This window comes from Curtobacterium sp. 179-B 9B NHS (genome assembly GCF_045370965.1).
Lineage (GTDB): Bacteria > Actinomycetota > Actinomycetes > Actinomycetales > Microbacteriaceae > Curtobacterium.
Genome location: NZ_JBIQDQ010000001.1, coordinates 25,241 through 38,026, shown reverse-complemented (window position 1 = coordinate 38,026; position 12,786 = coordinate 25,241). Strand labels below are relative to the sequence as shown.

Here is a 12,786-nt window from a genome sequence, read left to right as displayed (position 1 = left end):
AGTCTATGGATCCGCCGAGTGCGGGACCATGCCCTGAACGAGTGCCGGGATCACGATCGGGCGTCGGTCTCCTGCGCGGTTCCACAGGTCTCGGCCGTGGTGACGTCGAGAGCGCCCGCGGCCAGCGGGTGCTGCGTCAGCCACCGTCGCGCGGCGAGGGTGTCCCGAGCGGGAACGACGACGGCTGCGATGTTCACCACGGCGAGCGCGGCGTACATCGGCCAGAGCGTGCCACCGACGGCAGCGCTGCTCACCCAGAGCACCGCTGTGGCACAGAACCACACCAGCTCGGTTCCCGACGCTGCCTGCACGGCCGCGGCGGTCACGACGTCGTGACGGTCGTCCGGCACGAGACGGCGGCCGTGGAACGCCTGCCGGACCGCGTGCCGCTCGCGCGTCTGCAGGACCGCCACCACCGGCGCTGGCGACGGTCCGGCACGTCGACGTGCCGCGGCCGCTCGGATGATCTGCGTGACCATGAGGACGAGCGCGCCGAGGGCGACGCCGATGGCCACGACCGTCCTCGCGGGTGCCTCGGGTGGCGCCGTGAGTGCCAGCGCGACCAGGACGGCGACGACCCCCGCAGACCCGCCGAGGACCCATGCGACGCCACCCACCGATCGCTGACGGTCGGCCGGGGCAGCAACCGCGAGCACGGCCTCCGCGCGCTCCTGCGCGAGTGCCCACCGGTGACCGGCCGCGGTCTCCTCGTCCGTCACAGCGCAGCGACCCACTCGTCCGTGCCGTCAGTGAACTCCTGGCGCTTCCAGATCGGCGTCCGCTCCTTCACCAGGTCGACGAGCGCGGCGCAGGCTGCGAAGGCCTCGGCACGGTGCGGCGACGCCACTGCTGCGGCGAGCGCCACATCCCCGATGCCGAGCGCGCCGACGCGGTGCAGCACGGCGATGCGGACCTCGGGGTGGTCGACGGCGATCGTCCGGGCGACCTCGGCGATGACGTCTCCCGCGCTCGGGTGCCGTTCGTAGTCGAGTGCCGTGACGCCCTTGCCCTCGTCGTGGTCGCGGACGACCCCGGCGAAGGTCACGACGGCGCCGTCGCGGTCGGTCGTGACGGCAGCGGAGACCTCGTCCACCGTGATCACCCGGTCCACGACGTCGGCCACGACGACACGGTCGCCGCTCACGACGCGCTCCGGGGTGCGTGGCCCTCGCCGTGCAGCTGGGCCAGCACGTGGTCGAGCACCCCGTCCAGCACCGCGAGCCCGTCGGCGACGCCCCCGCGCGACCCGGGCAGGGTCACGACGACGGTGCGGCCACCGGCGATGCCCGCGACCCCGCGGGTCAGCAGCGCGGTCGGACCGGCACCGGCGAGTCCGCGCCGGCGGATCTCCTCGGTGATGCCCGGCAGCTCGAGGTCGATCAGGGGTGCGACGGCCTCGGGCGTGCGGTCGGTCGGGGTCACGCCCGTACCGCCCGTGGTGACGACGACCTTCGCGTCCGCGAGGAGCTCGGCGGACACCGTCTCGGCGATCGGGCCGCCGTCGGGCACGATCGTCGGCTCGGCGACGGCGAAGCCGCGCTCGCGCAGCCATGCGGCGATGACGGGTCCGGTGCGGTCGAGCGCGGGGTCGGTCGAGGCCTGCGTGGAGACCACGACGACGCCCGCGCGGCCCCTGGTCGGTTCGGGGTTCATCGGTTGCTCCAGTCGCCCGAGCGTCCGCCGTGCTTCTCAAGCACCCGGACGTCCGTGATCACGGCCGTGCGGTCGACGGCCTTCACCATGTCGTACACGGTCAGTGCCGCGACGCTCGCGCCGGTCAGGGCCTCCATCTCGACACCGGTGCGGGAGGTCGTGCGCACGGAGACCTCGATCCGCACGCGGTCGCCGTCGCCGGTGATGTCCACCTCGACCCCGGCGATGGGCAGCGGGTGGCAGAGCGGCACCAGGTCCGACGTCTTCTTGACGGCCATGATCGCCGCGATCCGGGCGGTGCCGATCACCTCTCCCTTGGGCAGCGACCCGTCGAGGATCCGCTCGACGACGTCGGTGCGGGTCACCAGCGTGGCCGCGGCCGTGGCCGAGCGGGCAGTGACGTCCTTGTCGGACACGTCGACCATGTGCGCGGTGCCGTCGGCGCGGACGTGGGAGAGCTCGGCGTCGCGCACGCCGTTCGGGTGGTCGTCGGTCATCGGAGGCTCCAGACGGTCAGCGGGTCCCCCGGTTCGACGGAGTCGGTGCCGAGGGGGACGTGGACGAGGTGGGTGGCAGCCGCGAGGTGCCCGAGCAGGTGCGAGCTCGGCCCGCCCACGAAGTGCACACGCCCGTCGGCGACCCGGCCGCGGCGGACCTGGTGCTTGCCGACGGGTGAGCTCGCCGACTCGGCGGCCGGCAGCTCGGCGGTCGGGCGGTCCGGTGCACCGACGAGGGCCGCGAGCTCCGGCCGCAGGAACACCTCGAACGACACGAGGGCGGACACGGGGTTGCCCGGGAACGCCACGACCGGCACTCGTCGACCGGCGAGGTCGACGAGTCCGAGGGCCTGGGGTCCGCCGGGCTGCATCGCGACCGGGGTCACGGCGAGTCCGCGCGGCTCGAGCACCTGACGCACGACCTCGTACGCCCCCGCACTGATCCCACCGGTGGTCAGGACGACGTCGGCCCAGTCACCGACGGCCGACTCGAGTCCCGGCAGGAAGGCGTCCGGGGCGTCGCTGAGCCGGACGCCACGGGCGATCGCACCGACCTCGGCCAGGGCCGCACGGAGCGCGACACCGTTCGCGTCGCGGATCACCGCGCCCGCTCCGTCGAGCCCGTCAGGCGCGGCGTCATCGGTGAGTTCGCTGCCGGTGGACACGACGAGCACGTGGACCGGGCGGACCACGGACACCTCGCCGACACCCGCCGAGGCCAGGGCCCCCAGGAGCGCCGGCGTCACCGGGGACCCGGTCGGGGCGAGCTCGGCGCCGACGGCGACGTCGCTGCCGACCCGGCGGACGAACGTCCCGGTGGTCGTCCCGGCGGGCACGGTCAGCGTGTCGAGCCCCAGCGCCGCGGGGAACGCCCCCGGCGGTGTCGCCTCGACCGGCACGACGGCGTCCGCGCCCTCGGGGATACGCGCCCCGGTCATGATCGGCGCAGCGGTGCCCGGGCCGAGCGGTGCCGGCACGGCCCCGGCGGGGATCGGGTCGACCACGCGGACGTCGTGGCCGGCATCGGTCGACCGGACGGCGAACCCGTCCATCTGGCTGTTGTCGAACACCGGCAGCGGGACCGGCGCGGAGACGGCCCGGGTGAGCACCCGGTACCCACGGCCGGCACCGGCGCCGTCCGCCAGCGCGTCGAGCGGCAGGGTCTCCTCCGCCCGCGCAGCGAGCACGGGCGCGAGGAGCGCGGCGACCTCGTCGCGGTGCTGACCGATCGTGCGCACGGATGCCTCCGAACCTCGTGGGGACACCCCGTTCCCGGTCGATGCCGGAGGGGCGTCAGTAGCGTATCCAGGGCGCACCACGCGCCGAGGACATCCGGAGGACCTGTGGAGGACCACGTGACCACGACCGAACCTGTGGACGGAACGACGGCTCGCATCGGGGTGATCGGGGGCTCCGGCCTCTACCGCCTCTTCGAGGAGGGCACCGCCGACGAGATCACCGTGGACACGCCCTACGGCCCGACGTCGAGTCCGATCACGGTCGGCACGATGGCCGGCAAGCGCGTCGCGTTCCTCACCCGCCACGGTCGCGAGCACTCGGTCGCCCCGCACCTGATCAACCACCGCGCGAACGTGTGGGCCCTCCGGTCCCTCGGCGTGCGTGCGATCGTCTCGTCGAGCGCGGTCGGTGGCCTGCACCCGGACTACGCCCCCGGCACCTTCGTCGTGACCGACCAGCTGATCGACCGCACCTGGGGCCGGAAGGACACGTTCTTCGAGGACCAGGTGCAGCACCTGTCCTTCGCCGACCCCTTCGACCCGGTGCTCCGCCGCGCCGCGATCGACGCCGTCGCCGCGCTCGACGTGCCCTTCCGGCCGACGGGCACGTGCGTCGTCATCCAGGGCCCGCGCTTCTCGACCCGCGCGGAGTCGACCTGGATGCGCGAGGCCGGCGGCCACACGATCAACATGACGATGACGCCCGAGGTGCCGCTCGCTGCCGAGCTCGGCATCGGCACGGTCAACCTGTCCTTCGTGACCGACGCGGACGCCGGCCTGGCCCCCACCGAGGACGAGGCGGCACGGTCCACCGACGCCCCGGTCACCCACGGCGCCGTCATGGAGCGCCTGGCCCGCGCGAACGAGGTCATCGTCCGCGCCATCGGCGGCGTCGTCGCCGCGTTGCCCGACGACTACACCCCGCGCGAGCTCGTCCCCGCTGCCGCCAGCGCCAGCGTCCTCGGGGCGACGGCGTGAGCCGCCTGCTCGTCACCGGCGGCGCGGGCTTCATCGGGTCCGCGATCGTCCGTCGCGCCCTCGCCGAGGGGCACGAGGTCCGCGTGCTCGACTCCCTGCGTGACGACGTGCACGGCGACCCGTCCGAGGTCGTCCGCGCCCACGAGCAGCAGGGCCTGTCGTTCGTGCACGGTGACGTCCGTGACCGTGTCGCCCTCGAGGCGGCGCTCGACGGCGTCGACGTCGTCTGCCACCAGGCGGCCAAGGTCGGCCTCGGCGTCGACTTCCAGGACGCCCCGGACTACGTGTCGTCCAACGACGCCGGGACCGCGCACGTGCTCGCCGGTATGGACCGGCACGGCATCGGCCGCCTGGTCGTCGCGAGCTCGATGGTGGTCTACGGCGAGGGCGCGTACGAGACCGCCGACGGTCAACCGATGCGGCCGCCGGCACGACGACGCGAGGACCTCGACGCCGGACGCTTCGACCCGATCGGGCCCGACGGTCGCGCGCTCGTGCCCGGGCTGATCGACGAGTCGGCCGCCCTGGACCCCCGCAACGTCTACGCGCAGACGAAGGTCGCGCAGGAGCACCTGGCCTCGTCGTGGGCCCGCGCGACCGGCGGTACCGCGATCGCCCTGCGCTACCACAACGTCTACGGGCCGGGCATGCCGTCGAACACCCCGTACGCCGGCGTCGCGTCGCTCTTCCGCTCGGCCCTGGCCCGCGGCGAGGCACCCCGCGTCTTCGAGGACGGCCGCCAGCGTCGCGACTTCGTGCACGTGGACGACGTCGCGGGTGCCAACGCCGCGTCGATCGCCGCGACCGCGGAGCTGCCCGCCGAGACCTTCCGCGCGTACAACGTGGGCTCGGGCGTCGTGCACACCATCGGTGACATGGCCGCGGCCATCGCCGGGCCGGACGGCCCGCAGCCGGCCGTCACCGGGGAGTACCGACTCGGAGACGTCCGGCACATCACGGCGTCGTCCGAGCGGATCCGTTCGGAGCTCGGCTGGCACGCGCAGGTCGACTTCGAGCAGGGCATGCGTGACTTCGCGACCGCACCGCTCCGCGCCGCCGTGCAGCGGTGACGCAGCGTCCAGCGGACGACGCCGCCTGAGACTCGTCTCAGCGGACACGGCTCGCGCCTCGGGGCGCGAGCCGTGTCCGCCCAGGCGAGACTCGCGTCCGCCACCGCCAGCGCGGGACGCCAGCGCACCAGCGCGGGACGCCACCGCACCAGCGCGAGACGCCACCGCACCAGCGCGGGACGCCACCGCGCCAGCGCGGGGCGCCACCGCACCAGCGCGGGGCGAGCACGCACCACCCGCCCGCGCACGCGGACCCGGGACCGCACCCGGGCCTCCCGGCCGTCCCCCGATCGCGGGCCAGACGGTCCGATCACCGCGCTCGACACGCCCCGGGGGACAGGATCCTGTACCCCGCGACGTGTCATCGTGTTACGTCGTGAGCATGGACCGAACCCCACCCGCCGGCGACCAGCCCGACGAGGACGCGACGCGCGCGACCGGAGATCGGCCCCGTCGCCAGGGCGACCCGCACCGAATGGACCACATGACCGTCGACGTGATCCTCCCCTGCCTGGACGAGGCGGACGCGCTCCCGCGCGTCATCGGCCGCCTGCCCGAGGGGTACCGCGCCATCGTCGTCGACAACGGCTCGACCGACGGATCCGCCGACGTCGCCCGCGCCCACGGCGCGACGGTCGTCACCGAACCGGTCAAGGGCTTCGGCTCGGCGTGTGCCGCCGGCGTCGCCGCCGCGACCGCGGAGTACGTCGCGTTCTGCGACGCCGATGCCTCGATGGACCCCGCGGAGCTGCCCGACCTCGTCGCCCGCGTGGCCGACGGGCGGACCGACCTCGCCCTCGGTCGGCGCGTGCCGACCACCCGTGGCGCGTGGGCGCCGCACGCCCGCTTCGCGAACCGCGTGCTCGCGGTCCTGATGCGCCGCGCCACCGGCTACCGCCTCCGCGACCTCGGCCCGATGCGCGTCATGCGCCGCGCCGACCTGGTCGCCCTCGGCCTGCAGGACCGACGCAGCGGCTACCCGCTCGAGATGGTCCTGGCGGCACACGCGGCCGGGTGGCGGGTCGACGAGTCCGACATCGGGTACGCCCAGCGCGTCGGTGACAGCAAGGTCACCGGCACGCTCCGCGGGACGGTCAACGCCGTCCGCGACATGTCCCGTCTGCTGCGCGAGTACGGCCGGGAGGCACGCCCCCGCGTGGTTGCGCCCGGTCCGGCCCGCGACGTGGCCGGGCCCACCACGGAAGGAGCACGCTCATGACGGACGTCACGGTGGTCGTCGTGGCCAAGGAGTGCCTGCCCGGCAAGGTCAAGACCCGGCTGACGCCGGCCCTGACCCCCGAGGGTGCCGCCCGCGTCGCCTCGGCCGCGCTGGCCGACACGATCGCGACGGTGCGTGCCCTGCCCGCCGCGCGTCGCGTGCTGCTCTACGACGGCGTCGTCCTGCCCGAGGGCACCGACGACTTCGAGGTCCTGCACCAGGTCGGTGGCGGGCTCGACGAACGCCTCGGGGCGATGTTCGACGCGATGACCGGTCCGACGCTGCTCGTCGGCATGGACACCCCGCAGGCCACCCCCGAGCACCTCGCACCCGTGTTCGACGACCCGGACCGCGACGCGTGGTTCGGTCCGGCGGACGACGGTGGCTTCTGGTCGCTGTACCTGCGCGAGCCCGACGGCGCCCTGCTCCGCGGCGTCCCGATGTCGCAGGACGACACGGGCGCCGTGCAGCTCGCGCGCCTGACCGACGCCGGCCTGTCGGTCGGCACCCTGCCCGCGCTGCTCGACGTCGACACCGTCGCGGACGCCGAGCAGGTCGCCGCCCTCGCGCCGACCTCGCGCTTCGCCACGGCCTTCGCCGCCGAGCACGACACGACCATGACCACGACGACCGGAGGTGCCCGATGACGATGCACGACACCGTCACGTTCGGCGCCGGCGGCGGCGAGCCGTACGCCCGCGCCCTGCAGACCGACGGCCACCTGCGCCTGACCGACCCGGAGCGTCCCGACGTCGAGGTCACGATGGACGTCGGCCGGTGGAGCGCCGCAGCCGACCGGATCGACCGTTCCCTCCTCGAGGGCGCGGACGGCCCCGTGATCGACATCGGGTGCGGCCCCGGTCGCATGCTCGTCGCCGCCCGGGCGCTCGGCATCCCCTCGCTCGGCGTGGACGTCTCCGCCGAGGCCGTCGCGATCGCCCGACGCTCCGGCGGCACGGCCGTGCAGGGCTCGGTGTTCGACCCGATCCCCGACGAGGGCCGCTGGGACACCGCCCTCGTGATCGACGGCAACATCGGCATCGGCGGCGACCCGGTCGCGCTCCTGGCCCGGTGCGGCGAGATCGTCCGCGACGGCGGCCGCGTGGTCGTCGAGACCCACGTGGACCGCGCGGCGGACCGTGCGTTCACCGCGCACGTGGTCGACGTGGACGGCAACCGGAGCGAGGGCTTCCCGTGGGCCGAGGTCGGCGTCGACGCACTCCTCCGTCACGCGGCCACGGCGGGGCTGCGAGCCCGGCAGAGCTGGACCGCCGACGGACGGACGTTCTGCGAACTCGTCGCGTGACCGCGTCGCGTTGTCTTGCATGATTCAAGACAACGCGGTAGCGTCGTGGGCAACAGCCGACGGCGTCCTGGTCGTCGGTCCGACGACCCGGGACCCTCGGCACGACGACGAGGAGCACCCGTGCAGAACCGACAGAACCCCCTCGGCGGCGCCTACGTCTCCGGTCTCGAGCAGCGCGACGAGCTCGGCGCGTACACGGTCGAGGCCGCATGGCGCCCGGTCGGCAGCTACACCGGCACCGGGGCGGGCCGTGCGCTCGGCCGCTTCGTGGACACCCAGTTCCGCCGTCCCGGCACCGCGACGTCCTCGACGCGGACCGTGACCGGCTCGCTGCGGACGACGACCGGGTCGTTCCGGACCGCCTGAGCCCCGGCTCCCCCAGACCGCGAGCAGTCGCCCGACCCGGGACGTCCCCCCACGTCCCCGGCAGGGCGGCCGCTCGTGCCGTACCGGGACGGTCTCCTGCCGGACCCGTGCGGCTGCGTGACACCCGGCGACGCGCGGAGGGTCCTGGTGCCAGGATGGGCGCATGAACGACCGCGCCGGCACCCCCGCGACCGCAGACGACCTCGTCGACCTCGACGCCCTCCTGGCCGCGTACCACGAGCGTGTCCCCGACGTGTCGATCCCCGAGCAGAAGGTGGTGTTCGGCACCTCCGGCCACCGCGGCTCGTCGCTCGACACCGCCTTCAACGACACGCACATCGCCGCGATCACGCAGGCGATCGTCGAGTACCGCACCGAGCAGGGCACCACCGGTCCGCTGTTCATCGGCCGGGACACGCACGCGCTCTCCGCGCCGGCGGAGCAGACCGCGCTCCAGGTCCTGGCCGCCAACGGCGTCCGCGTGCTCGCCGACGCCGAGGACGGCTTCGTCCCGACGCCCGCACTGAGCCACGCGATCATCCGGTACAACCGCGCGGAGCACGGCGACACTGCCGACGGCATCGTCATAACGCCGAGCCACAACCCCCCTCGTGACGGCGGCTTCAAGTACAACCCGCCGCACGGTGGCCCGGCCGACAGCGACGCCACGTCGTGGATCGCCGACCGGGCGAACGCGATCATCGCCGGCGGAAACGCCGACGTCCGCCGCCAGGACGAGACCGCAGCCGAGGGCTACGACTACCTCGGCACGTACGTCGCGGACCTCGAGCACATCATCGACATCGACGCGATCAAGCGCGCCGGGGTGAAGATCGGCGCCGACCCCCTGGGTGGGGCGTCCCTGCCGTACTGGGAGCGCATCCGCGACCACTACGGCCTCGACCTGACCGTCGTGAACCCCGAGGTCGACCCGACGTGGGCGTTCATGACCCTCGACTGGGACGGCAAGATCCGCATGGACCCGTCGAGCCCGTCCGCGATGGCGTCGGTGCTCGCCCACAAGGACGACTTCGACGTCCTGACCGGCAACGACGCCGACTCGGACCGTCACGGCATCGTCACGCCCGACGGCGGCCTGATGAACCCGAACCACTACCTCGCCGTGGCGATCGAGTACCTCTACGCGCACCGCCCCGAGTGGCGCGACGACGCGGCGATCGGCAAGACGCTCGTGTCGTCGAGCATCATCGACCGCGTCGCGGAGTCGCTCGGCCGCCGGCTGTGGGAGGTCCCCGTCGGCTTCAAGTGGTTCGTCCCCGGTCTCATCGACGGCTCCGTGGCGTTCGGCGGCGAGGAGTCCGCGGGCGCCTCGTTCCTCCGCAAGGACGGCACGGCGTGGACGACCGACAAGGACGGCATCATCCTGGCGCTCCTGGCGTCCGAGATCACCGCGGTGACCGGCAAGACCCCCTCGCAGCTCTACACCGAGCTCACGGAGCGCTTCGGTGCGCCGGTCTACCAGCGGGTCGACGCCGCTGCGAGCAAGGAGCAGAAGGCCCGGCTCTCGAAGCTCGACGGCGACGCGATCACCGCCGACACCCTGGCCGGCGACCCGATCACCGCGAAGCTCTCGAAGGCGCCGGGGAACGACGCCGCCGTCGGCGGCGTCAAGGTGGTCACGGACAACGCGTGGTTCGCCGCACGGCCCTCCGGCACCGAGGACGTCTACAAGATCTACGCGGAGAGCTTCGTCGGGCAGGAGCACCTCGAGCAGGTGCAGCGCGAGGCGAAGGAGATCGTGGACGCCGCCCTGGGCGCGTAGTCCCCGACGACCGACAGGGGCGTCACCGGATCCGTCCGGTGGCGCCCCTGTCGCTCCTCCGCATCCGCCGGAGGACCCTGCCGATGTCCACAGGAACGAGGCGGATGGGAACAATCCGTTTGCGCTGGTTGTATTTTTGCAGTGCGCGCAACAACGCTTCCCCGCGCCCGGGCGAGAGCGACGCGCGAGCACCAGTACGCACGGGAGACCGAATGACCCAGACGGCGACCGCACCCGCGGCCCCCACCACGTCCTCGAACGCGGTGATGAACCACCGACAGATCCTGCTCGTCATCTACGGACTGATGGCCGGCATGTTCCTCGGCGCGCTCGACCAGACCATCGTCGGCACCGCCATCCGCACGATCGGCGACGACCTGCACGGGCTCGACCAGCAGGCGTGGGTGACCACGGCCTACCTGATCGCGTCCACGATCACGACGCCGATCTACGGCAAGCTCTCCGACATCTTCGGCCGCCGCCCGCTGTTCCTCACCGCGATCGGCATCTTCATCCTCGGGTCGCTCGCCGCGTCGTTCTCGACCTCGATGCTCATGCTCGCCGGGTTCCGCGCGCTGCAGGGCCTCGGCGCCGGCGGCCTGATGTCGCTGCCGCTCGCGATCATGGGCGACATGCTCGCCCCGCGTGAGCGCGCCAAGTACCAGGGCTACTTCCTCGCCGTGTTCGGCATCTCCTCGGTCATCGGGCCGCTCGTCGGCGGGCTGTTCGCCGGCGCGTCCGAGATCCTGTTCGTCAGCGGGTGGCGCTGGGTCTTCCTGGTCAACGTGCCCGTCGGCATCATCGCGCTCTTCATGGTGACGACGTTCCTGCACCTGCCGAAGTTCGGCGACCGCGGGAAGCCCCGCATCGACTGGTGGGGCGCCTCGCTGGTCATCGTCACCCTCGTCCCGCTGCTCCTCATCGCCGAGCAGGGTCGCGAGTGGGGCTGGGACTCCCCCGGCGCGATCGCCTGCTACGCGATCGGTGCGCTGGGTCTCGTCGCCTTCGTGATCGTCGAGCGCTCCATGGGCGACGACGCGATCCTCCCGCTCAAGCTCTTCGGCTCGCGGGTGTTCTCGATGGCCGCGGTCCTGTCCGTGCTCGTCGGCTTCGGGATGTTCGGCGCGATGCTGACGATCCCGCTCTACCTGCAGATCGTCAAGGGCGTCACCCCGACCGAGTCCGGCTTCGCCATGCTGCCGATGGTGCTCGGTCTGATGATCTCCTCGATCGCCTCGGGTCAGATCATCTCGCGCACCGGCCGCTACGGCGCCTTCCCGATCACGGGCACCGCGTTCACGGCGATCGGCTTCACGCTCCTCACCTTCCTGACCGCCGACAGCCCCCTCTGGTTCCTCATGCTCGGCATGTTCGGCATCGGTCTCGGGCTCGGGCAGCTCATGCAGACACTGACCCTCGCCGCGCAGAACTCGGTCTCCCCGCGGGACATCGGCGTCGCCACGAGTGCAGCGACGTTCTTCCGCCAGATCGGCGGCACGATGGGCACCGCGGTGCTCCTGTCCGTCCTGTTCACGCTCATGCCGACGAACATCACCGGCGCGATGCAGAACGAGTCGACGCTCAAGCCGGCCCTCACCGCCGCGCTCACCCCCTCGGTCGCCAGCGCGTCCGAGAACAAGGGCGTGATGGACCAGATCTGGTCGAAGATCGTCGACCCGGTGCAGCAGAACGTGCAGCAGGGTCTCGACCAGGGTGCCGCAGCGGCGAAGCAGGCCGCGGACCAGGCCGTGACGAAGCAGGTCACCGCGCAGGTGCAGCAGCAGGTCGCCGCCGGCCGGATCCCCGCCGCCTCTGCCGACTCGGTCATCGCCGAGCAGGTCGCCGCGAACAAGTCGGCCGCCGAGCAGCAGGCGCTCGAGACCGCCGCGTCCAAGGCGAACGCCGAGGTCGTCGACGGCACGCTGCAGATCGACTACAGCAACGCCGACCAGCGGAAGGCCGTGGTCGACGAGGTCGCGCCGAAGCTGGTCGACCAGCTGAAGAACGGCGACACGGCGGCCAGCTCGTCCGCCGGCTCGGCCACGAGCGACACGTCGTTCCTCAACGGTGCGGACCAGCGGCTCACCCGTCCGTTCCTGGTCGGGTTCAGCCAGTCGGCCGTCGTCGTCTACTTCGTCGGGCTGGGCGTCATCCTGCTCGCCTTCGTCCTGACCTGGTTCTTCCGGGTCCCGCCGCTCCGCAAGGTGTCTGCACTGCAGGAACAAGCGAACGCGGCGAAGGGCGACTCCGACCGCCTGGCAGCGGACGCGCAGCAGGCGGCGGCGGACACCGGCTCGCTGGTCACCCCGGACACGGGGTCGGTCCGGGCGGTCCCGACCTCGCCCGACGTCACGGTGCAGCAGCCGCAGGACCGGTCCGGAGGCTCCACCTCCGCCGCCGACCGGCCCGCCTCCGACACGGGTGCAGCTGACCGCGCCGGTCACCACCCCGAGGGCGGCACCCGGGCACCGCTCACCGACGCGACCACGCACGGCGCGCACGCCGCGGCGGCACCGGTGGACGAGCCTCCGGCCACGACCGCGACCATCCGGACGCACCCGGCGCACGCCTCGTCGGACGGGGCCACGCCGCCGGGTACCACGGCCGAGCACCACGGGCGACACACGGCGGAGTAGCCCGCCGCCGTGGGAGGCGACATCGTCGACGTCGTACGAC

The 12,786-nt window shown here is 73.1% G+C and carries 13 protein-coding genes; 8 read left to right on the top strand and 5 right to left on the bottom strand.

The window, feature by feature from the left end; all coding sequences use genetic code 11:
• Window positions 1-50: 50 nt before the first annotated feature.
• The 5 genes from ACH0A8_RS00200 to ACH0A8_RS00180 are packed head-to-tail and all read right to left on the bottom strand — an operon-like array spanning window position 51 to window position 3,388.
• The gene (locus ACH0A8_RS00200; RefSeq protein WP_406906036.1) at window positions 51-719 is read right to left on the bottom strand and encodes a hypothetical protein; all 669 of its coding nucleotides are present in this window, start codon (window positions 717-719) and stop codon (window positions 51-53) included.
• Window positions 716-1,123, bottom strand: coding sequence for a molybdenum cofactor biosynthesis protein MoaE (locus ACH0A8_RS00195; protein ID WP_209683943.1), 408 nt, complete (start codon window positions 1,121-1,123; stop codon window positions 716-718). Before ACH0A8_RS00195 ends, ACH0A8_RS00200 begins: the two co-directional genes overlap by 4 nt.
• Before the next feature lie 17 nt (window positions 1,124-1,140).
• Window positions 1,141-1,653, bottom strand: a complete 513-nt coding sequence (locus tag ACH0A8_RS00190; RefSeq protein ID WP_066652261.1) for a molybdenum cofactor biosynthesis protein B — start codon at window positions 1,651-1,653, stop codon at window positions 1,141-1,143.
• On the bottom strand, window positions 1,650-2,150 hold the full coding sequence (gene moaC, locus ACH0A8_RS00185) for a cyclic pyranopterin monophosphate synthase MoaC (RefSeq protein ID WP_406906033.1): 501 nt from the start codon (window positions 2,148-2,150) through the stop codon (window positions 1,650-1,652). Before moaC ends, ACH0A8_RS00190 begins: the two co-directional genes overlap by 4 nt.
• Window positions 2,147-3,388 carry a molybdopterin molybdotransferase MoeA gene (locus ACH0A8_RS00180; RefSeq protein ID WP_406906031.1) on the bottom strand — a complete coding sequence of 414 codons (1,242 nt, stop codon included), beginning with the start codon at window positions 3,386-3,388 and terminating at the stop codon, window positions 2,147-2,149. Before ACH0A8_RS00180 ends, moaC begins: the two co-directional genes overlap by 4 nt.
• Window positions 3,389-3,505: 117 nt before the next feature.
• Here ACH0A8_RS00180 and ACH0A8_RS00175 point away from each other — a divergent pair, with 117 nt between their 5' ends.
• The 8 genes from ACH0A8_RS00175 to ACH0A8_RS00140 all read left to right on the top strand — a co-directional run bounded on the left by ACH0A8_RS00175 (window position 3,506) and on the right by ACH0A8_RS00140 (window position 12,746).
• Window positions 3,506-4,366 (top strand): MTAP family purine nucleoside phosphorylase, encoded by an 861-nt coding sequence (locus ACH0A8_RS00175; protein ID WP_251160616.1) that lies wholly within the window; start codon window positions 3,506-3,508, stop codon window positions 4,364-4,366.
• Window positions 4,363-5,436: an NAD-dependent epimerase/dehydratase family protein gene (locus ACH0A8_RS00170; protein WP_406906028.1), complete on the top strand. Its 1,074-nt coding sequence runs from the start codon at window positions 4,363-4,365 to the stop codon at window positions 5,434-5,436. The genes ACH0A8_RS00175 and ACH0A8_RS00170 overlap by 4 nt, the downstream gene beginning before the upstream one ends.
• Before the next feature lie 475 nt (window positions 5,437-5,911).
• Window positions 5,912-6,655: a glycosyltransferase family 2 protein gene (locus ACH0A8_RS00165; protein WP_406906250.1), complete on the top strand. Its 744-nt coding sequence runs from the start codon at window positions 5,912-5,914 to the stop codon at window positions 6,653-6,655.
• Window positions 6,652-7,302, top strand: a complete 651-nt coding sequence (locus tag ACH0A8_RS00160) for a DUF2064 domain-containing protein (protein ID WP_406906026.1) — start codon at window positions 6,652-6,654, stop codon at window positions 7,300-7,302. Before ACH0A8_RS00165 ends, ACH0A8_RS00160 begins: the two co-directional genes overlap by 4 nt.
• A complete protein-coding gene (locus tag ACH0A8_RS00155) occupies window positions 7,299-7,961 on the top strand; it encodes a class I SAM-dependent methyltransferase (protein ID WP_066652249.1) in 663 nt (220 codons plus the stop codon). Before ACH0A8_RS00160 ends, ACH0A8_RS00155 begins: the two co-directional genes overlap by 4 nt.
• 120 nt (window positions 7,962-8,081) lie before the next feature.
• The gene (locus ACH0A8_RS00150) at window positions 8,082-8,327 is read left to right on the top strand and encodes a hypothetical protein (RefSeq protein WP_209683951.1); all 246 of its coding nucleotides are present in this window, start codon (window positions 8,082-8,084) and stop codon (window positions 8,325-8,327) included.
• A 163-nt stretch (window positions 8,328-8,490) separates the two neighbouring features.
• The gene (gene pgm, locus ACH0A8_RS00145) at window positions 8,491-10,110 is read left to right on the top strand and encodes a phosphoglucomutase (alpha-D-glucose-1,6-bisphosphate-dependent) (RefSeq protein ID WP_251155341.1); all 1,620 of its coding nucleotides are present in this window, start codon (window positions 8,491-8,493) and stop codon (window positions 10,108-10,110) included.
• Window positions 10,111-10,322: 212 nt separating this feature from the next.
• Window positions 10,323-12,746 carry an MDR family MFS transporter gene (locus tag ACH0A8_RS00140; RefSeq protein ID WP_406906023.1) on the top strand — a complete coding sequence of 808 codons (2,424 nt, stop codon included), beginning with the start codon at window positions 10,323-10,325 and terminating at the stop codon, window positions 12,744-12,746.
• Window positions 12,747-12,786: the final 40 nt, after the last annotated feature.

Excerpts from the sequence above, each read along its gene's own strand:
- ACH0A8_RS00190 (WP_066652261.1), bottom strand. The coding sequence starts at position 1,653 with ATGAACCCCGAACCGACCAGGGGCCGCGCGGGCGTCGTCGTGGTCTCC.
- moaC (WP_406906033.1), bottom strand. The coding sequence starts at position 2,150 with ATGACCGACGACCACCCGAACGGCGTGCGCGACGCCGAGCTCTCCCAC.
- ACH0A8_RS00165 (WP_406906250.1), top strand. The coding sequence starts at position 5,912 with ATGGACCACATGACCGTCGACGTGATCCTCCCCTGCCTGGACGAGGCG.
- ACH0A8_RS00160 (WP_406906026.1), top strand. The coding sequence starts at position 6,652 with ATGACGGACGTCACGGTGGTCGTCGTGGCCAAGGAGTGCCTGCCCGGC.
- ACH0A8_RS00155 (WP_066652249.1), top strand. The coding sequence starts at position 7,299 with ATGACGATGCACGACACCGTCACGTTCGGCGCCGGCGGCGGCGAGCCG.
- pgm (WP_251155341.1), top strand. The coding sequence starts at position 8,491 with ATGAACGACCGCGCCGGCACCCCCGCGACCGCAGACGACCTCGTCGAC.
- ACH0A8_RS00140 (WP_406906023.1), top strand. The coding sequence starts at position 10,323 with ATGACCCAGACGGCGACCGCACCCGCGGCCCCCACCACGTCCTCGAAC.